15 protein-coding genes and 2 pseudogenes are annotated in these 20,464 nt (G+C 59.2%); 8 read left to right on the top strand and 9 right to left on the bottom strand.

Annotated elements, in window-relative coordinates; all coding sequences use genetic code 11:
• Positions 1-65 precede the first annotated feature (65 nt).
• From entF to fes, 3 genes are read right to left on the bottom strand one after another with little or no spacing between them, the layout of a single operon-like run.
• Entirely contained in the window at positions 66-3,923 is a 3,858-nt protein-coding gene (gene entF, locus HX884_RS11240) for an enterobactin non-ribosomal peptide synthetase EntF (RefSeq protein WP_178328164.1), read from the bottom strand.
• Complete coding sequence (locus HX884_RS11235) at positions 3,920-4,132, bottom strand: MbtH family NRPS accessory protein (protein ID WP_058650478.1); 213 nt, start codon at positions 4,130-4,132, stop codon at positions 3,920-3,922. The genes entF and HX884_RS11235 overlap by 4 nt, the downstream gene beginning before the upstream one ends.
• Before the next feature lie 10 nt (positions 4,133-4,142).
• Positions 4,143-5,420, bottom strand: a complete 1,278-nt coding sequence (fes, locus tag HX884_RS11230; RefSeq protein ID WP_256737127.1) for an enterochelin esterase — start codon at positions 5,418-5,420, stop codon at positions 4,143-4,145.
• A 67-nt stretch (positions 5,421-5,487) separates the two neighbouring features.
• Here fes and HX884_RS11225 point away from each other — a divergent pair, with 67 nt between their 5' ends.
• Together HX884_RS11225 and entD are read left to right on the top strand one after the other, a co-directional pair.
• Complete coding sequence (locus HX884_RS11225; protein WP_013097643.1) at positions 5,488-7,728, top strand: TonB-dependent siderophore receptor; 2,241 nt, start codon at positions 5,488-5,490, stop codon at positions 7,726-7,728.
• Between the two features lie 82 nt (positions 7,729-7,810).
• Entirely contained in the window at positions 7,811-8,458 is a 648-nt protein-coding gene (entD, locus tag HX884_RS11220; protein WP_178328162.1) for an enterobactin synthase subunit EntD, read from the top strand.
• A 92-nt stretch (positions 8,459-8,550) separates the two neighbouring features.
• Here the strand turns inward: entD and betT are convergent, their stop codons facing one another.
• Positions 8,551-10,584, bottom strand: coding sequence for a choline BCCT transporter BetT (gene betT, locus HX884_RS11215; protein ID WP_013097646.1), 2,034 nt, complete (start codon positions 10,582-10,584; stop codon positions 8,551-8,553).
• 128 nt (positions 10,585-10,712) lie between these two features.
• Between betT and betI the strand changes: the two genes are divergently transcribed.
• Genes betI through betA form a run of 3 tightly spaced genes read left to right on the top strand, consistent with a single transcriptional unit; the run spans position 10,713 to position 14,464 of the window.
• The gene (gene betI / locus HX884_RS11210; protein ID WP_178328174.1) at positions 10,713-11,300 is read left to right on the top strand and encodes a transcriptional regulator BetI; all 588 of its coding nucleotides are present in this window, start codon (positions 10,713-10,715) and stop codon (positions 11,298-11,300) included.
• A gap of 13 nt (positions 11,301-11,313) precedes the next feature.
• Complete coding sequence (gene betB, locus HX884_RS11205; protein WP_178328161.1) at positions 11,314-12,786, top strand: betaine-aldehyde dehydrogenase; 1,473 nt, start codon at positions 11,314-11,316, stop codon at positions 12,784-12,786.
• Positions 12,787-12,799: 13 nt separating this feature from the next.
• Positions 12,800-14,464: a choline dehydrogenase gene (gene betA, locus HX884_RS11200; RefSeq protein WP_013097649.1), complete on the top strand. Its 1,665-nt coding sequence runs from the start codon at positions 12,800-12,802 to the stop codon at positions 14,462-14,464.
• Between the two features lie 44 nt (positions 14,465-14,508).
• Here the strand turns inward: betA and HX884_RS11195 are convergent, their stop codons facing one another.
• From HX884_RS11195 to budA, 4 genes are all read right to left on the bottom strand, one after another.
• Positions 14,509-14,982, bottom strand: coding sequence for a cold-shock protein (locus HX884_RS11195; protein WP_023620402.1), 474 nt, complete (start codon positions 14,980-14,982; stop codon positions 14,509-14,511).
• Positions 14,983-15,120: 138 nt separating this feature from the next.
• On the bottom strand, positions 15,121-15,891 hold the full coding sequence (locus tag HX884_RS11190; protein WP_013097651.1) for a (S)-acetoin forming diacetyl reductase: 771 nt from the start codon (positions 15,889-15,891) through the stop codon (positions 15,121-15,123).
• A gap of 20 nt (positions 15,892-15,911) precedes the next feature.
• Positions 15,912-17,633 (bottom strand): acetolactate synthase AlsS, encoded by a 1,722-nt coding sequence (alsS, locus tag HX884_RS11185; protein WP_176601416.1) that lies wholly within the window; start codon positions 17,631-17,633, stop codon positions 15,912-15,914.
• The gene (gene budA, locus HX884_RS11180) at positions 17,605-18,384 is read right to left on the bottom strand and encodes an acetolactate decarboxylase (RefSeq protein WP_094916046.1); all 780 of its coding nucleotides are present in this window, start codon (positions 18,382-18,384) and stop codon (positions 17,605-17,607) included. The genes alsS and budA overlap by 29 nt, the downstream gene beginning before the upstream one ends.
• 105 nt (positions 18,385-18,489) lie before the next feature.
• Here budA and HX884_RS11175 point away from each other — a divergent pair.
• Positions 18,490-19,371, top strand: a pseudogene (locus HX884_RS11175) (LysR family transcriptional regulator).
• On the opposite strand, the gene HX884_RS11170 reads toward HX884_RS11175, so the two are convergent.
• On the bottom strand, positions 19,287-19,577 hold the full coding sequence (locus tag HX884_RS11170) for a hypothetical protein (protein ID WP_178328159.1): 291 nt from the start codon (positions 19,575-19,577) through the stop codon (positions 19,287-19,289). The pseudogene HX884_RS11175 and the gene HX884_RS11170 sit on opposite strands and share 85 nt — an antisense overlap.
• 22 nt (positions 19,578-19,599) lie before the next feature.
• Between HX884_RS11170 and HX884_RS11165 the strand changes: the two genes are divergently transcribed.
• Both HX884_RS11165 and HX884_RS11160 read left to right on the top strand, forming a co-directional pair.
• Positions 19,600-20,055 carry a hypothetical protein gene (locus tag HX884_RS11165; RefSeq protein WP_178328160.1) on the top strand — a complete coding sequence of 152 codons (456 nt, stop codon included), beginning with the start codon at positions 19,600-19,602 and terminating at the stop codon, positions 20,053-20,055.
• A gap of 98 nt (positions 20,056-20,153) precedes the next feature.
• Positions 20,154-20,464 (top strand): annotated as a pseudogene (locus HX884_RS11160) (hypothetical protein); the annotation flags it as partial.

The raw sequence follows: 20,464 nt of genomic DNA, 5'->3' as shown, positions 1-20,464 counted from the left end.
CCACAGGGAGAGGGAGCAAACCATCCCCTCTCCCCGTGGGAGAGGGTTAGGGTGAGGGGAAATCACTACCCCAACATCTTCTGCAACACCGGCCCAATCTTCTCAAACGCCTGCGGCGAAATGATGTCCACATGGGCGCAATCCTGGCTGTATACCTCCAGTTCATTTACCCACGGCGACCACGCCACCTGCGGATCCATCGTTCGCGTGCGCTCGGCAACAAACAGCGTTGCTTTCCCGTCAAACCGCGAGCTGTGCGCCGTGGTGAGCAGCCGCACCGCGTCGGCGTAGTTACCTTCAATGGCGTTGAATAGCGCGCTGGAGCCCTGCCCCTGCTGGGCGGCGATAAACGCCTGTCGCTCGCGCTCAATTTCGGCCAGCACCGCCGGGTCGAGTCCGTTGGCCTCTTTTTCCGCCCAGTTCTGGGTTTCCGGTGGCCAGGTATCCAGCAGACCAAGGAAGGCGACGGTTTCGCCCTGTTCACGCAGACGCGCAGCAATCCCCTGCGCCAGCGTACCGCCAAGCGAGTAGCCGAACAGGTAATACGGCCCGTAGGGCTGCCGGGCACGTAACGTAGTCAGATGATGTTCAATCACCCCATCCAGATCCGCACACTGCTGCATCGGCCCCTCCGGGCGCGGCGACTGAATTCCGGTAATGGACCAGCGCGGGCTAAGGTAGCGCGCCAGCACGCTGAACTGCCAGGCGAAACCGGAAGCCGGATGGAAGCAGAACAGCGTCGGGCCGTCGCTTTCGCGCAGCGGCAGCAAGGTTTCATAACCCAGACGCTGCGCCTGCTCGTCGCTTATCGGCGAATCCAGCAGAGCACTCAGCCTGCTGACCGTAGAGGCGACCATTATCTGCCCCGGCGTCACCTTGCGGGCGAACGTACGGCTGAGCTGTGCGGCCAGGCGCATCGCCAGCAGCGAGTGGCCGCCGAGGGCAAAGAAGTCGGCTTCGATGTCGTTTACCGCACAGCCCAGCAAAGACGCAAACGCCTGCGAGACGGCAATTTCGGTTGCACTTTCCGGTGCGCGTCCGCTGGTTTTGCTGGTCAGCTCCGGCAGCGGCAGCGCCTTGCGATCCAGCTTGCCGTTTGCGCTTAACGGCAGCGCACTGATTTGCAGTAACACCACCGGCACCATATGCGGCGGCAATTGCGATCTGAGTGAGGCAAGCAGCGCGTCGCGATCCAGCGGTAAGCCGGATTCAGAAACCACATATCCCACCAGTTGACGGGCATCGCCGCCCGTGGCCGCCGCCTGGTTGAACACGCAGGCGTGCGCCACCGCCTGAGCCACGTCGGGCAGCGACAGCATCGCCCGGTCGATTTCGCCAAGCTCGATGCGCTGGCCGCGAATTTTCAGCTGGTCGTCGCTGCGGCCTAAATACTCCACCGCGCCGTTGTCCAGCCAGCGGGCGATGTCACCGGTACGGTACATCCGCTCGCCCGGCGCGAACGGATCGGCAATAAAGCGGCTGGCGGTGAGATCCGGACGCCCCAGATACCCCTGCGCCAGCTGAATGCCGGTGAGATAGAGATCGCCCGCCACGCCAAACGGTACCGGGCGCATCATCGCATCCAGGATCCGCAACCCGGTGTTCCATACCGGGAAACCGATCGGCACGCTGTTACCTGCAACTGCCGCCAGCTCTGGTCCAAATGCCGGATACCAGCTAACGTCCACCGCCGCTTCCGTCGGGCCGTAGAGGTTATGCAGCGGCACGTGGGTGAGCCGCTCCCATTCGCGACAAAGTTCCGTCGGCAGTGCTTCCCCGCTGCAGAATACCTGCCTGAGGCTCTTACAGCAGTCGGCGTTTTCCGGCGTCAGCGAGGCGACAAACGCCGCCAGCATCGACGGCACAAAGTGGGTGGTGGTGACGCCATAGTGCGCAAAGAAGTGCTGCATGGCCTGAGGATCACGGTGCGCGTCCGGCTCGGCCATCACCAGCTTCGCCCCGGCGATAAACGGCCACCAGAACTCCCAGACCGACACGTCAAAGCTGCACGGTGTTTTCTGCGCCACCACGTCACACGCCGTCAGCGGGTAGTGATCCTGCATCCATTTCAGACGGTTAACGATGGCAGTATGCCCGACCATTACCCCTTTCGGACGCCCTGTCGAGCCCGACGTAAAGATGATGTACGCCGTCTGCTCCGGCTTTGCCAGCCGCAGCGGTTCAGCCTCCGCAGCCGGTAATAGTGTGTTGTAACTAAACGTCCCAACGGACAGATCGCTAAAGCGCGGACGCTGTTCGTCGGTGGTGATAAGCAGCGACGGCTTCGCGTCCTCCAGCATCATCCGCAGACGATCGTCCGGGTAGCCGGTATCCAGCGGCAACCACGCGGCCCCCGCCTCCACAATGCCATGCAGCGCTAACGTCAGGAATACCGAGCGCGGCAGCGCCACCGCCACGCTGTCGCCCGGTTTCACGCCGCGCTCACGCAACAGATGCGCCAGTGCCACCACCTGCTCGCGCATCTGGCGATAGCTGAGCTCGATGTGCGCATCCGCCAGTGCGGGCGCGTCCGGCGTTTTGCTCGCCTGTTCCGCCACCAGTTCCGCAAGCGTGGTGGACGGTAGCGCCAGCCCGGTATCGTTGATGCGTGCAAGCTGCTGGTATTCCTGCTCTGAGACCGTTTCAACCTCGCCACAGCGCAGGTCCGGGTTAGCGGCAAATTGCGTCAACATCCCATTCAGGCGCGCCACGTGACGGGCCAGCGTGGTTTCATCGTAGCGCTGTTTATTGGCGAGGATCTCAATGCTCAGCCCGCCCTGCTCGTCCGGGAACAATGCCAGCTCCAGATCGTTAACCGGGCCGGTGGCCAGCGTGTGGGTGGTGGCCTCCACGCCGTCGATGTCCAGTTGGTAATCGAATACCTTGACGTTGAGCACCGGGCCGAACAGGGCTTCATCCCCTGCGGCACGCCCGCTGTCGCGCACGATCTGCTCGGCGTCGTAGCGCTGGTGGCGACGCATTTTTTTCAGCTGGTTTGCCAGGCGCTGCGCCAGTTCCGGCAGGCTCTCGTGCGGATGAATGTTCACCGCCAGCGGCAGCACGTTGAGCACCGGGCCGGTCGCGGTCAGCGCAGCGGAGCCCATGCGGCGCATAAAGATAAACCCGGCGGCGTAGTCCAGCCGTCCGGTGAGACGGCCCAGCCACAGCGCCACCAGCGCAAGCGCCAGATCGGTGCGCTGTACCTGTCCTGCGGCCTGCGCAAGCTGGCTGAAGGCGCGGCCATCGGCGGCGATTTTCAGGCGCAGGATGTCGGTGGTGGCGGCGCGCCCAGGTAGCGGCGCAGAGGAAAGCGAAACCGGAGAAGGAAGCTGTTTGCGCTGCTCAGCCCAGAAGGCGCCGTCGCGCTGATACGCCTCGCTGTCGCGGTAGCGCTGATACTCCTCCACCACCCCGGCGAACGGCGTAAACGGGGAGTCAGGCGTGGACTCGCCCCTCTTCCACGCGGCATAAATCGCGGCGATCTGGCGGGTAATCGCCGGGAAGCTGAAGCCATCGACCACTAAATGGTGATAGCGCTGATACCAGTACCAGTGTTGCGGACCGATCTGAATCAGCAGGTGAAACGCCAGGGGCTGACCGCTGTCGACACGAAGGTTCTGGTTAAGGTCTGCGTCCATCAGCGCCACGGCGGCGTCATGGGAACCGGCATTCACGATTTCCGGTTCAGGCAGCGTCATTGATGCATCCACCCACTGCCACACCTCACCGTTATCCTCGGTGAAGCGCATGCGCAGCGTGTCGGCCTGCATCATGCCTTCGGCAATGGCTTTTGCCAGCAGCGGTGCGTCAATATCGCCTTTCAGTTCGGTGTAGTGTGCCACGCTCCAGGCGTTCGGCAGGCTGGAAAGCTGCTCCGCCATCCAGATGCCCGGCTGGGCGGCAACAAGCGGCAGACGGTTCATGCATGCTCCCCCGCATAATTAGAGGGGCTGAGCGTCTGCCAGTGTTCGGCCAGCCACTGCTGGCATGCGTCCTGCGATTGCGCGTCGCATACTACGCGCCAGCCAGCGGGCAATTCGCACTGCTGCGGCCACAGGCTGTACTGCCCCTGATCGTTACGCAAAATAGCAAACTGCCCCTGCGGATTATCGAAAGGATTGCTGAATTCCATACAGACTCCGTTAGTGAATAAGCGGCTGCCAGAGGGTCATCAGCCCCTGCGTCAGCCCACCGCGCCAGCAAAGCGCGTCGTGTCCGCCGTCAACCTGACGCCAGTAAACCTGCTGCTGTGTGCGCAGTTCGTCGTAAATGGCCTGATTCGCGCGGTAAATCAGCGGCTCGTTGCGCCCGGCCTCAAGGACGATGCGCAGGCCGCGTGCGGTTTTCTCACCCGCTTTCAGTTGGGTGATAAGCAGCCCTTCCTGCTGCCCGCCGCGATGCGGCCACCAGTAAGAGCCGGACTGGCTCAGCACGCAGCCAAAACGCTGCGGCCAGTTAAGTGCGGCATAAAGCGAGGAGAGACCGCCGAAGCTCTGGCCTGCGACCACCGTACGGTCTGCGCGGTCGCTGAACGACGTGTGTTGTTTTACAAGAGGGAGAAGTTCTTCCTGCACTGCCAGCCAGAAATCGGGGTTACAGGGCAATTCGTTATTGCGATGCGCCATATCTATCACATCGATTAAAACGTAGACGGCAGGCGGCAGTTTGCGTCCGAGGGTTAGCGCCGTCAGCGCTGGCCAGACGGGCATGCTCTCGGCCCAGAACTGGCCGTCGAGCAGCACCGCCAGCGGGCGTTCCGGATCGTCATCGCCGGTGGTAAATATCCAGACGCGACGACGATTGCCCAGTCGATTGCTCTGCCAGTCAATGCATACCGGCTGCCGGTATGGCGTATTGGGGCGATCCCAGCCGGGCTGCACCGGAGCGTCGGGCATCTCCAGCGCAGAGACATCATGCCCTCGCCCGCCTCGCCAGCTCTGGGCATTAAGCGGATCAGACATCGCCTGCGGCAGCAGCTTGCGCCAGCCTTCGCGCAGCGCCAGGCGATCCGGCTGCTCACCGTGAAACACATCGGGCGCAAAATCGTCTGTATTCTCTGAGGGGATAAAGCAGTAACTGCCGCGCCACAGGGGGCTGAACTCGCCCTGCCATTGCCAGACATCGGTGTCCGGGATGCGTTCGAGGGATTGTGGGCGGGCATTTTTATGGTGATCGGTTACGCCGGTGATATACAGCCAGACGCGTTTCACCGCCGAGGTCTGTTGCGTTCCCGCTGGATCGCGCCACCAGAACGTGACCCGATATTTCCCCTGTTCACGCACCCATTCCGGGCCGTTTTTCGACTGCCACCAGGCTTCACTTCCCGTTGTTAACACCGTCACCCTTCTAACCTCATGTTTAACAGTCTTTTTTGTTTCAGGACAAATTTTATTGATAATATTATTGATAACTATTTGCATTTGCAATAGCGTAATGCCCGCGCTGTGGGAAGCGCGTTCATAAGAAACCATAAAAGCGGGACATCCAATGAATAAGAAGATTCACTCTCTGGCCTTGCTGGTCAATTTAGGGATTTATGGCGTCGCGCTGCCTGCCATGGCAGACGACAACACCGCCTCCGCGCAGCATGAAGACACCATGGTGATCACCGCCGCCGAGCAGAATTTGCAGGCGCCGGGGGTTTCCACCATTACCGCCGATGAGATCCGTAAAAATCCGCCCGCGCGTGACGTGTCTGAAATCATCCGCACCATGCCGGGCGTTAACCTGACCGGTAACTCCACCAGCGGCCAGCGCGGTAACAACCGCCAGATTGATATCCGCGGTATGGGCCCGGAAAACACCCTGATCCTGATCGACGGCAAACCGGTCACCAGCCGTAACTCGATTCGTCTGGGCTGGCGCGGCGAGCGCGACACCCGCGGTGATACCGGCTGGGTGCCGCCTGAGATGATCGAGCGTATTGAAGTGATCCGTGGCCCGGCCGCCGCGCGTTACGGCAACGGTGCGGCAGGTGGCGTGGTGAACATCATCACCAAAAAATTCGACGACCAGTGGCACGGATCCTGGAACACCTATCTGAACGCGCCTGAACACAAGGATGAAGGTTCCACAAAACGCACCAACTTCAGCCTGAGCGGCCCGCTGGGCGGCGACTTCAGCTTCCGCATGTACGGTAACCTCGACAAAACCCAGGCCGATGCGTGGGACATCAACCAGGGCCATCAGTCCGAGCGTACCGGCGCCTATGCCAACACCCTGCCTGCAGGCCGTGAAGGGGTAGAAAACAAAGACATCAATGGCGTGGTGCGTTGGGACTTTGCGCCAATGCAGTCTCTGGAGTTTGAAGCGGGGTACAGCCGCCAGAACAACCTCTACGCCGGTGATACCCAGAACACCAACAACGACAATGCGCTGGTGAAGAAGAACTACGGTAAAGAGACCAACCGTATCTATCGTCAGAACTTCGCCGTCACGTGGAACGGCGGCTGGGATAACGGCATTACCACCAGCAACTGGGCACAGTACGAACACACCCGCAACTCACGTCTGGGTGAAGGGCTGGCCGGAGGAACCGAAGGGCTGTTCAACAGCGATAAATTCACCGATACCGACCTGGCCGACGTCATGCTGCACAGTGAGATCAACCTGCCGATTGATTTCATCGTCAACCAGAACCTGACGCTGGGCACCGAGTGGAACCAGCAGCGCATGAAGGATTCCACCTCCTTCTCGCAAACCCTGCAGGGCGGGACCATTCCAGGGATGAGCGACGATCGCAGCCCGTATACCTCCGCAGAGATTTTCTCCCTGTTTGCGGAAAACAATATGGAGCTGACCGACAGCACCATGCTAACCCCGGCGCTGCGCTTCGACCATCACACCATCGTGGGTAACAACTGGAGCCCGTCCCTGAACCTGTCGCAGGGTCTGGGGGATGATTTCACCCTGAAGATGGGTATTGCGCGTGCCTACAAAGCACCGAGCCTGTACCAGACCAACCCGAACTACCTGTTATACAGCAAGGGCCAGGGCTGCTACGCAAGCTCTGACGGCGTGGGCTGCTACATGATGGGTAACGACGATTTGAAAGCCGAAACCAGCATCAACAAAGAGATTGGTCTGGAGTGGAAACGCGACGGCTGGCTGGCGGGCGTGACCTGGTTCCGCAACGACTATCGCAACAAGATTGAAGCGGGCTATGCGCCAATCGGCCAGACCTCCACCAGCAAAGTCACCACCGATATCTACCAGTGGGAGAACGTGCCGAAAGCGGTGGTTGAAGGCCTGGAAGGTTCCCTGAACGTGCCGGTCAGCGACACCATCAACTGGACCAACAACATCACCTACATGCTGCAGAGCAAGAACAAGGAGACCGGCGACCGTCTGTCGATCATCCCGGAGTACACGCTGAACTCTACCCTGAGCTGGCAGGTGCATCAGGATGTGTCGCTCCAGTCGACCTTCACCTGGTACGGCAAGCAGCAGCCGAAGAAGTACAACTACAAAGGTCAGCCGGTGACCGGGTCAGAGAAAGACGAGGTCAGCCCGTATAGCATCCTTGGCCTGAGCGCGACGTGGGACGTGACCAAAAACGTCAGCCTGACCGGCGGCGTGGATAATGTCTTCGACAAACGCCAGTGGCGTGCGGGTAATGCCCAGACCACCGGGAATACCTCGACGGGTGCCTATATGTACGGCGCGGGGGCTTATACCTATAATGAGCCAGGCCGCACGTGGTATATGAGCGTGAATACCCGATTCTGATACAGACAGTGACTTCCCCCCTCTCCCTGTGGGAGAGGGCCGGGGTGAGGGCAACAGGCCGCACAATTCTGAAGGGAATACCATGCACACAACCCACAGCACGTTCGTTCTCGCCAGCCTCACCGTTCACCGCATCACCTTCGCCCCCACCACCTTCATCGACGCCGATCTCCTCTGGCTCCCCCATCACGAACAGCTGGCTGACGCCGGACGCAAACGCAAAGCCGAGCATCTGGCGGGCCGCATCGCCGCCGCGCATGCCTTACCTGGCCACGCCGTTCCCGGCATCGGCCCCAGCGGCGAACCGCTCTGGCCGCACGGGGTTTCGGGTAGCATCACCCACAGCGGCACGCAGGCGATGGCGGTTGTGGTTCACCATCCTCATGCCCTTGTAGGTATCGATACAGAGGCGATCCTTTCCGAGCGTGAAGCCCATGAAATCCAGGACGGTATCATCAATGGGCAGGAAGCGGCGTGTTTAACGCGTTCAGGCTACCCTTTTGCACAGGCGCTGACGCTCGCGTTTAGCGCGAAAGAAAGTTTGTTTAAAGCGCTGTTTCCGCAGGTAAAGATTTACATGGGTTTTGACTGTGCGAGAGTCGCAGCGTTAGATGATAAAACCCTTGTGCTGGTGCTTTCGCGCCCGGCTGGAGAATATGCGGAGGGCACACGTTTCACCCTCTTCTGGCACAAAAGGGATGACAGCGTGTTGACGCTGCTACAAGCCTGATGGCGCTTCGCTTATCAGACCTACAAAGTTGGCTCGCGGTAGGCCGGGTAAGGCGAAGCCGCCACCCGGCATCAATTTAGAATGCGATTCGCTTACACATCCGGGAACATCACGCTATTCCCCGGCGCTTCCCGGTGCAGATGGATAAAGTTCAGGTGCCGTTCATACTGGTCCAGAATATCCGTAATCACCTGCTCCTTGCTGTAGTCCATCAAATCATTCCCCTGGCTGCCTTCCAGCAGGAAGGTCTCCAGCCGGTAGTAGGTCGATTTGCCGCTGCGCGCGCGGTAGGTAAACCCGGGAACCGAATACTGCTGCGGCCAGATCTGATAGACAAAGTTCTGCTCATCGCCCATATGCACCAGCAGATCCAGATGCCCCAGGGTCTCGCCCTCTTCCGGCGGCAGGTTTTTCAGCTCCACGTAGGCACCGCGTAATCGCAACTCCTGCGCCACCTCTTCCATTGCCGGGAAGCAGACCGTCTCCATCATCTGGCTGGTGTAGCGCGTACCCGGGTAATTCATCAGGCGCGAGAGACGCTTCTTCCAGCTCAGTCTGTCCTGGGCACCCAGCGGGCGCGGCGCGGTATCGCGGCTGGCGCTGACGCGACGGTAGTCTTCCACCTTGAGCGATTTATACAGCCCGGCCATCACAAAGAAGATCACAAAGCTGAACGGCAGACCCATGATCACCGTGGTGTTCTGCAGGGCGGAAATCCCGTTGGTCATCAGCATGCCGAGCGTCAGCAGGCCGATGGCGACGGACCAGAAGATACGCAGCCAGTTTGGCGCATCGCTGTTGATGTCCTTCAGCTTCGAGGTGAAGTTCCCCAGCACCAGCGCACCGGAATCCGCCGAGGTGACGTAAAACAGCAGGCCGGTAATGGTGGCAACGGAGGCGCTAAAGGTGAACGCCGGGTATTGCGCCAGCAGGCTGTAGAATCCGCGCTCCGGGTGCGCCATCGCCTCCTGCGCAAACGCCGCGTCGCCGTGGATGATCTCATGCAGCGCACTGTTGCCAAAGACCGACAGCCACAGCAGGGTAAAGGTGAACGGAATGATCAGCGTGCCCATCACGAACTGGCGGATGGTGCGACCACGTGAAATACGCGCCAGGAACAGGCCGACAAACGGCGACCACGCCACCCACCACGCCCAGAAGAACAGCGTCCAGTTGTTCATCCACTCCACCGGGCGGTCGAAGGCGAAGCTGTTCAGCGTCATGCCCATAAAGCGGTTCACGTAGTCACCCACGTTCAGCACTAAGGCATTGAGCAGGAACGAGGTGTCGCCCACAAACAGCACAAACAGAATCAGCCCCAGCGCCAGCGCGACGTTCAGCTCGGAAAGCACGCGGATCCCCTTATCCACGCCGGCAGTGACCGAGATGGTGGCGATAATCACCGACAGCGCGATCAGCGCGGCTTTCGCCGCCAGCGAATCCGGGATATCAAACAGCACGCTCAGCCCGTAGTTGAGCTGCACCACGCCAATGCCAAGCGTGGTGGCAATACCGAAGATGGTGCCGATCACCGCCGCAATATCGACGCTGTGCCCTATCGGGCCGTTAATCTTTTTACCGAAAATGGGGTACAGCGCAGAGCGAATGGTGAGGGGTAAATTATAACGATAGCTAAAGTATCCGAGCGCCATGCCCATCAGGGCGTACATCGACCAGCCGGTCAGTCCGTAGTGGAACAGCGTCCAGACCATCGCCTGGCGCGCGGCCTCCATCGTCTGCCCTGCCCCTTCCGGCGGCTGCATATATTGCGTGACCGGTTCGGCCACGGAGAAGAACATCAGGTCGATGCCGATACCGGCGGCAAACAGCATCGCCGCCCAGCTTAACAGACTAAACTCGGGTTTTGACTGCTCGGGCCCGAGCTTCACCGAACCAAAGCGCGAACAGGCAATGCAGACAACAAAGACAATATAGAGCGTCGCCGCCAGCAAATAGTACCAGCCGAAGGTCTTCGACACCCAGTTCAGGGTGCGCCCAATCCACTCGGCAGAGAAGTCGCTAAAGAAGATCGTCATCAGGGAAAACAACAAAATCAGTCCTGCGGATGTATAAAAAACAACCGGATTGATTTTGTCCTTTTCTCTGTCTTGCGAAAGATCTGTCATCCAGTATCCCCACTTTTTTTGTAACTATTAAAATCCAAATCCGCAACAATTAAGACACATTTTATATTGAACGTCCAATCAAAAACCGCTTTAATGGTTAACCAACGCTGATGAATGGAGTGGCAAAAATGCCCAAAGTGGGGATGCAGCCGATCCGGCGCAGGCAACTGATCAACGCCACGCTGGAAGCAATAAATGAAGTGGGAATGCATGACGCAACCATCGCGCAGATCGCCCGTCGGGCGGGAGTCTCAACCGGGATCATCAGTCACTACTTCAAAGATAAAAATGGCCTGCTGGAAGCGACCATGCGCGACATCACCGGCCAGCTGCGCGACGCGGTTCTGAGCCGCCTGCATGCCCTGCCGGATGGCAGCGCAGAGCAACGATTGCAGGCGATTGTCGGCGGCAACTTTGATGAAACCCAGATCAGCAGCGCGGCAATGAAAACCTGGCTGGCCTTCTGGGCGAGCAGCATGCATCAGCCGATGCTCTACCGGTTGCAACAGGTAAGCAGCCGCCGTTTGCTTTCAAACCTGGTGTACGAATTCCGCCGCGAACTGCCGCGTGAACAGGCGCAGGAGGCGGGTTACGGGCTTGCAGCGCTGATCGACGGGCTGTGGCTGCGCGCCGCGCTAAGCGGCAAACCGCTGGATAAAAACGTAGCCCAGTCGCTCACCAGCCACTTTATCAGCCAGCATTTACCGACCGAATAACCGAGGAGAATTTATGTCCCGAATGGCAGAACAGCAGCTTTATATCAATGGTGGTTATACATCCGCCACCAGCGGTCGCACCTTCGAGACCATTAACCCGGCTAACGGCGACGTTCTGGCGACCGTACAGGCCGCCGGGCGCGAAGATGTCGATCGCGCCGTCCAGAGTGCCCGGCAAGGGCAAAAAATCTGGGCGGCAATGACCGCCATGGAGCGCTCGCGCATTCTGCGTCGCGCCGTCGATATCCTGCGCGAGCGGAACGACGAACTGGCGAAGCTGGAAACCCTCGACACCGGTAAAGCGTATTCGGAAACCTCAACCGTGGATATCGTCACCGGTGCGGACGTGCTGGAGTACTACGCGGGGCTGATCCCGGCGCTGGAAGGCAGCCAGATCCCACTGCGCGATACCTCTTTCGTCTACACCCGTCGCGAGCCGCTGGGCGTGGTGGCGGGTATTGGCGCGTGGAACTACCCGATCCAGATCGCCCTGTGGAAATCCGCCCCGGCGCTGGCGGCGGGCAACGCGATGATCTTCAAGCCGAGCGAAGTCACCCCACTCACCGCCCTGAAGCTTGCGGAAATCTACACCGAAGCGGGCCTGCCGGACGGCGTGTTTAACGTTCTGCCGGGCGTGGGTGCGGAGACCGGCCAGTACCTGACCGAACACCCGGGCATCGCGAAAGTTTCCTTCACCGGCGGCGTCGCCAGCGGCAAAAAGGTGATGGCGAACTCGGCGGCCTCGTCCCTGAAAGAGGTGACGATGGAGCTGGGCGGCAAATCCCCGCTGATTGTGTTTGACGACGCGGATCTCGATCTCGCTGCCGACATCGCGATGATGGCCAACTTCTTCAGCTCCGGCCAGGTCTGCACCAACGGCACCCGCGTGTTCGTACCCGCGAAGTTCAAGGCCGCGTTTGAGCAGAAAATCGTTGAACGCGTGGGCCGCATCTGCGCGGGCGATCTGTTCGATGAAAGCACCAACTTTGGCCCGCTGGTCAGCTTCCCGCACCGCGACAATGTGCTGCGCTATATCGCCAAAGGCAAAGAGGAAGGCGCGCGCGTGCTGTGCGGCGGTGACGTGCTGAAGGGCGAAGGCTTTGACAGCGGCGCGTGGGTCGCTCCGACCGTGTTCACCGACTGCACCGACGAGATGACCATCGTGCGCGAAGAGATCTTCGGGCCGGTGATGTCCATTCTCACCTACGAAACCGATGAAGAAGCCATTCGCCGCGCCAACGATACCGACTACGGGCTGGCGGCAGGCATCGTGACGGCCGATCTGAACCGGGCCCATCGCGCTATTCATCAGCTTGAGGCGGGTATTTGCTGGATCAACACCTGGGGTGAATCCCCGGCAGAGATGCCGGTTGGCGGCTACAAACACTCCGGTATCGGCCGCGAAAACGGCGTGATGACGCTCCAGAGTTACACCCAGGTGAAGTCCATCCAGGTTGAGATGGGTAAATTCCAGTCCATATTTTAACCGGGAGGTTTTTTTGCAATTTGACTACATCATTATTGGTGCCGGCTCTGCCGGCAACGTTCTGGCAACACGACTGACTGAAGATCCGAATACCACCGTTCTGCTGCTTGAAGCGGGCGGCCCGGATTACCGCTTTGACTTCCGCACCCAGATGCCTGCCGCACTGGCATTCCCGCTGCAGGGCAAGCGCTACAACTGGGCGTACGAAACCGAGCCAGAGCCCTATATGAATAACCGCCGCATGGAATGCGGACGCGGTAAAGGGCTTGGCGGGTCATCGCTCATCAACGGCATGTGCTACGTGCGCGGCAACGCGATGGATCTGGACAACTGGGCAAAAGAGCCAGGTCTGGACCACTGGAGCTACCTCAACTGCCTGCCCTACTACCGTAAGGCTGAAACCCGCGACGTGGGTCCAAACGACTACCACGGCGGCGACGGCCCGGTGAGCGTCACCACCTCCAAACCGGGCGTGAACCCGCTGTTTGAGGCAATGGTGGAAGCGGGCGTACAGGCGGGCTACCCGCGCACGGACGATCTCAACGGCTATCAGCAGGAAGGCTTCGGCCCGATGGACAGAACAGTTACGCCGCAGGGCCGACGCGCCAGCACCGCGCGCGGCTATCTGGACCAGGCGAAGCAGCGCCCGAACCTGACCATCCGTACCCATGCCATGACCGATCGCATTCTCTTTGACGGCAAGCGCGCCGTGGGCGTCGAGTGGCTGGAAGGCGAAAGCACCATTCCGTCCAAAGCATCGGCAAACAAAGAGGTGCTGTTGTGCGCCGGGGCGATTGCCTCTCCGCAGATCCTGCAACGCTCCGGCGTGGGCAACGCGGAACTGCTGAAGCAGTTTGATATTCCGCTGGTGCATGACCTGCCCGGCGTGGGCGAAAACCTGCAGGATCACCTGGAGATGTATCTCCAGTACGAATGCAAAGAGCCGGTCTCCCTCTACCCTGCCCTGCAGTGGTGGAACCAGCCGAAGATTGGCGCCGAGTGGCTGTTTGGCGGCACCGGCGTGGGAGCGAGCAACCACTTCGAGGCGGGTGGCTTTATCCGCAGTCGCGAGGAGTTCGAGTGGCCGAACATTCAGTATCACTTCCTGCCGGTGGCGATTAACTACAACGGCTCCAACGCGGTGAAAGAGCACGGCTTTCAGTGTCACGTTGGGTCGATGCGCTCACCAAGCCGCGGGCACGTGCGTATTAAATCGCGCGATCCGCACCAGCATCCGGCGATCCTGTTCAACTATATGTCCCACGAGCAGGACTGGCAGGAGTTCCGCGATGCGATCCGCATCACCCGCGAAATCATGCATCAGCCCGCGCTGGACAAATACCGTGGCCGCGAAATCAGCCCGGGGGTTGAGTGTCAGACCGACGAGCAACTGGACGAGTTCGTGCGCAACCACGCCGAAACCGCCTTCCACCCGTGTGGAAGCTGCAAAATGGGCTATGACGAGATGGCGGTAGTCGATGGCGAAGGCCGCGTTCACGGGCTGGAAGGGTTACGCGTGGTGGATGCGTCGATCATGCCGCAGATCATCACCGGCAACCTGAACGCCACCACCATTATGATCGGTGAGAAAATTGCTGATGCCATTCGCGGGCGCGAGCCGCTGGCGAAAAGTACAGCGGCGTATTACGTGGCGAACGGAGCGCCGGTAAGACGCTGAGTTGCCTGATGCCGGGTAAGGCGTAGCCGCCACCCGGCAACAAATTACTTCAGCAGCTTAACCGTGGCATCGATATCGATTTCATCTTCGGTAAAGATCAGCGTGGTGTTCTGGAAGGTGGTGATCGCCAGCTTCTTCACCGTGCGCATTTCGCCCGGCTTTTTGTCGGATTTCGGTTTGATGTTGTTCATCAGCAGCCCGACAGACAGCACCGCGTTCTCTTTGTCGATGCCCGTATCCGCAGGCTCTTCTTCGCTAAACACCACGAAGGATTTGATGGAGGTGAGCTTCACGCGCTCGCCCGCAATATAGAGGTGCTTACTTTCCGGGATCACCTTCACCGCATAGGCGGAAAGGCCTTTGTTATTGGTGGTTGGCTCAAAAGTCACCGCCGCATCTTTCTTGATCAGATCAGGGTTGGCGACCTTAATCACATGAAAATAGCGGTTGTCACCGTTTTCATCTTTGATAAATCCAAAGCCTTTATCTTTAAACCACGTTGTGATTGTACCGTTCATCGCTGTTACCGCCTGTCAAATCGTCATGACTAAAGTTATGCAGCGCGCAGTGTAATGCACAATGGCGGAGGAGACAAAAAAAAGCCCCTGCACGGGGGCAGGGGAAAACTCATGTCAGAGCTTATTAGTATTACGTTTTTAGTTGAACACCATCCCACCATCGATTAACAGAGACTGGCCGGTCATGTAGTCGGAATCTGGCCCGGCGAGATACGAAACGCAGGCGGCGACATCTTCCGGTTCGGACAGGCGGCCAAGCGTAATACGTTTGGCAAAGGTTTCGGTGCCATAGCCAAGCGGTTTACCTGCCGCCTCTGACACCTGGCGGTCAATCTCCGCCCACATTGGCGTTTTCACGATGCCCGGGCAGTAGGCGTTAACGGTGATCCCCAGCGGCGCGAGATCCCGTGCTGCGGTCTGGGTTAAGCCACGAACCGCGAACTTACTGGAGCTGTATACCGCCAGTTCGGGGTTACCGGTATGGCCCGCCTGGGAGCAGGCGTTGATGATCTTGCCGCCGTGTCCCTCTTTGCGAAACGCGTCAATCGCGGCCTGCATGCCCCAGATCACCCCTTTGACGTTGATGTTGTAGACCTTGTCGACAATCTCCGGCGTGATGGATTCGATGGGCGTAGACGGCGCAATCCCGGCATTATTCACAATCACGTTGAAACCGCCCAGCGCGGTGCGGGCTTTCTCAACTGCCGCAAACACCTGGTCGCGGTCAGAGACATCCACCTTCACGGCGATGGCATTACCGCCGTTACGGATGATTTCATCGGCAACGGCTCGCGCCGTCTCATCGTTATAGTCGGCGATAGCGACAGCAAAGCCATCTTTCACCAGGCGCAGCGCAATCGCTTTACCAATCCCCTGGCCTGAGCCGGTTACGAGAGCAACTTTTTGCATTTCTCTGTCCTTATAGTGAGTCACAAAATCTGGCTGAGATGGAGCTGGCCCATCAGCAGCGGGTTATCGCTGTAGTCAACGGGAATGGCCACCACGGCCGGGCCATTCACATCCATCGCCGCACGCAGCGTCGGTTCAAGGGCATCGGCGCTCTCCACGGCAAAACCCCTGGCGCCAAAGGCATCGGCATAGGCTTTGAAATCGACCGGGCCGAACTCCACGCCGGAAAGGCGCTGGTATTTTTTCTCTTCCTGAATGGCGACCATGTTGTAGCCGTTATCCACCCAGATGATGTGCAGCACGTTGGCGTTAAGACGCACGGCGGTTTCCAGCTCCATGCTTGACTGCAGGAAGCCGCCGTCGCCGGACACCGAGACCACTTTGCGCCCCGGGTTGACCAGCCACGCGCCAATAGCCCACGGCAGCGCAACGCCCATGGTCTGCTGACCGTTGGAGATCATCACCTGACGCGCCCGGAAGCTGTAAAGGTAGCGGGCGATCCAGATGTGGAAGCTGCCCATGTCAACGGTCAGGGTCACGTCGTTATTCACGATGTCCTGCATGGCCCGCACGATACGCAGCGGATGCAGGGCAAACTGGTTAAGCGAGGCACCGCGGCGATCGAGCAGATCGCGCTGATGCTGGCGATCGACCAGGATCTCTGACGCACGCTGGCTCAGCTCCAGCTTGTGATCGATCCGGTTAGCGAGCAGGTTCAGCGTTTCGGCGATATCCCCCACCAGCTCCAGATCCGGTACATAATTGCGTTCTTCATAGGCCGGCAGCACATCAATGTGCACCAGCGTGGCGTCGCCGCTGTTCCACATGGAAGGCTCATACTCCACCGGGCTGTAGCCGATGCAGATAATCAGATCCGCCAGATGCAGCAGCCTGTCGCCCGCCTGGTTATTGAACAGACCGACGCGGCCGGCAAAGCGGGTGAAGTGCTCCTGGTTCACCGCCCCGGCGGCCTGATAGGTACTGGTGACCGGAATACGGCTTTTCTCCAGCAGCTTACGCAGCGCCGCGCTGTTGGCAGGCTGACTCGCCATCAGCCCCAGCAGGATCACTGGGTTTTTGGCTTTGTCGATGAGCTTCGCCACATCGTTGATGGCCGATTCGGGAGCCGGGCCCATCAGCGCCGGGCCGCTGGCCGGTAAAATCGCGCCCGTGGCGGGCTGGTCAACAATATCCTGCGGCAGGCTGACGAACGCGCCCCCCGGCCTGCCGTGCTCGGCGGCACGAAACGCATTCGATACCACTTCAGCAATCGCATCCGGAGAGCTGACTTCCACTGCGTATTTGGTGACCGGGCTGAACATGGCAACCGTGTCCATGCTCTGGTGCACCAGTTTGGCTTTATCCGCCCGCTTCACCGCTCCGCCCAGCGCCACCACCGGGTCGCCTTCGCTGTTGGCGGTGGCAATGCCGGTGATCAGGTTGGAACAGCCCGGCCCGGAGGTAACCAGTGCCACCCCGGCCTTGCCGGTCAGACGCCCTACCGCCGCTGCCATGAACGCCGCATTCGCCTCGTGGCGCACCGGGATGATCTCAATGGACGAGTCGAGCAGGGAGTCAAAGACTTTGTCGATTTTCGCCCCCGGGATCCCGAACACCTGCTTAACACCCTGCGCTTCCAGCTGGCCGACAACCATATCGGCGCCGTGCGCCCACTGACGTGACTGTTTCTCACTGTTCACGGTAGTTCTCCTGTTAGTTTTCGACGGAACGGATCGCTGCATCAAGGTTGCTGGGGTGAAGGTTGGCCTGTAAAAACGCGCTGTCGGCGGGCAGGTCAATCATTAGCTTGTGTATTTCGCCAAAGGTGAGCACGCCGCTCTCCAGCTGGTAATCCAGCAGATGTCCCCCGCCCTGACGGTCGTCGGTAATGAAATGTTCGTGATAGCCGGCCACGTTGATGCCCTGCATATGCTGCGGCGTGCGGAACCCAACCAGCACCCCTTCACGCTGGTTAAAGCGGAACACCGGCTGGTCGTCCAGCACGTCGGTCATCGCGCGGTATGGCGGCGTCTGACGCGGTACGGTACGGGTGTGGGCGTGGCGGAAGTTGCCGTCGATGCGCAGCGCGCAGAACAGGTTATCCGAGGGAATTTGCTGGTCGATCACGTCGTGGATCTGCTGACGGCTGACCGGCGCCTCAAAGGTTTTGCGGTACTGCGGCTGGAACCAGGTCATCACCGCGAACGGCGTTTTCTGCTCTGGCTTCGCGGCGCGTGCACTGCCGTCGGCGCGCAGCTGGTACACCTGGCTGCTGAAGGCAATCATTTCGCCGTCCAGCTCGTTGAAGGTGCCCAGACCAAAATCACCGTGTGCCAGCAGATCGGCGATGGTGGTGTCCCCCTCGTAGACGCCGCTTAGCAGGGCGCTCATTAGCGATGTCTGATAGATCACGCTGTCAGGATGTTTAGCGGAGAACCCGCGCAGGGTCTCGCATAAGCTCGCCTCACAGTCGCAGGCAGATGAGTGCATCATCATGCTCGTCCTCTTCAACTTTATTTATAAAGGTTAAATAAATGTTGACCCGATTCAGCAGAGAGTTCCAATATAGAATCCATGCTGGTTTGAGACGTTTTAGATATGGAACTTCGTTATCTGCGGTATTTTGTCGCGGTTGCACGCGAGCGACACTTCACCAGGGCGGCCAAAGCGCTGGGTATTTCACAGCCTCCTCTGAGTCAGCAGATCAAACGGCTCGAAGAGGAAGTGGGCACGCCGCTGTTCAGGCGTCTGACGAGAGGTGTGGAGCTAACCGAAGCGGGAGAAGCCTTCTACGAGGATGCCTGTAAGATCCTGGCGCTGAGCGACGCCGCGCTGGAGAAAGCCCGCGGCATCGCGCGCGGTCTGAACGGCAACCTGTCGATTGGCATCACCAGTTCAGATGCTTTTCATCCCAAAATTTTCGCGCTCATTCGTCAGTTTCAGGTACAGAACATGGCGGTGCAGGTACACCAGGTGGAGGCCAATATGTCTTCGCTGACGGCGATGCTGGCGGAGGGGGAACTGGATATCGCCTTCGTGCGGCTGCCGTGTGAGAGCAGCAAGGCATTCGAGTTAAAAATCCTCGACCGGGAGCCGATGGTGGTGGCACTGCATCGCGACCATCCGCTCGCAACAAGCGGCGATCTGGCGCTGGAGCAACTCCGGGATACGCCAGTGGTGTTGTTCCCGCAGTAGGTCGCGCCCGGCCTGTTCGACCGGGTTTACAGCTGTTGCGAACGGGCCGGAATAGACGTACAGCACGCGCTGCAGTCGTCTCAGCTCTCGTCCTCCCTGAGCATGGTCTCTGCAGGCGGTGGATTCGCGCTGGTGCCGAAATCGATGGCGGCCATCTCTCCGCCGAATGTCACCTACCACGCGCTGAGCTCACCGGAGCTTTATACCGATATCGCGCTCTGCTGGCGGCGCTTTGAACGCTCGCGGACAGTGAAGCGGTTCTTGACGATGATAAGCGAGGAGTAGTGGCCGGTTTGGTTGGTAGTTTTTGTAGGCCGGATACGGCGTAACCGCCATCCGGCAATGCCCTTCTGGAAGCCGCCTCGCAAACCTGCAAGCAACCTTATGTAATTCATGGGCATCCCTTTCCTTCCTTTTTTTGCCGCCGTAAAGTGCCTGCGTTGCGGCACATCCGCAACCGGGGCCAGGAACCCACAAGCATGACGCGACATTTTTACCTGAAGAGGATACCCAATGACGACTCTCCCTGGATTTTCTTACTCGCTCGCTGAAGAAAGCGCGGTGTATCACCTTACTCATCTGCCCCTTCCCGATTCTGCGGATCTGTTCGAACTGGCAGACAGCTGCGCCGCCTGTGTCAGCGTGCTGATTGAAACCGACGATGCCTTTACCCATGCCATCCTTTGCGAGCGTCTGCTGGCGGTACTGAAACGCCTGCGTGAACGTTGCGATGCAGAACTCCCCTCGCATCTGGTTGAGCAACTGATTGCGGGGGAAAAGATCGTTTCCTGTGTGCCGGACTGCTGGCAGGAGACGATGTTGCAGGTGGATTATGCGCTGGCACTTACGCGTGCGGTAAGGGGCGGTACGCTGCCTGCGGACGTGGCAAAAGACCTGACCGGGCTGCTGCACGATATGGTCTGGCTGCTGGCGGAGTTTGTGAAAGAGCCTTATATCCCGGCGCACTGAGCCAGGTAGCGGCTGATAATCCCGGACGATTCAGGCATTACAATTTCGATAGCGAATGATAAGGTAGATTTCCCCACTCACTTACGGGCAGGACAAAAGTGAATATTTCAGAGAAATATGAATGGAGTAAGAATAACTACCTGGTGAGTACAGACAGAGAAAAACTGGATGTACAGGCCATCCATCGATATTTAACGAGATCGACCTGGGCAAAAGGCATTCCTCTGGATATTGTCTCTGCGTCAGTCGAAAACAGCCTTAACTTCGGCGTCTACCATAAAGAAAATCAGATTGGTTTTGCTCGCCTGATAACAGATTACGCTACCTTCGCCTACCTTTGCGATGTTTATGTGCTTGGTAATGACTCCAACTTATTGATAGTGTTTTATGTTCAGATAATGCCCGATGA

The sequence above is a fragment of the Enterobacter sp. SECR19-1250 genome (genome assembly GCF_013391025.1).
Classification (GTDB): Bacteria; Pseudomonadota; Gammaproteobacteria; order Enterobacterales; family Enterobacteriaceae; genus Enterobacter; species Enterobacter cloacae.
This window is presented reverse-complemented; position numbering and strand designations above follow the sequence as displayed.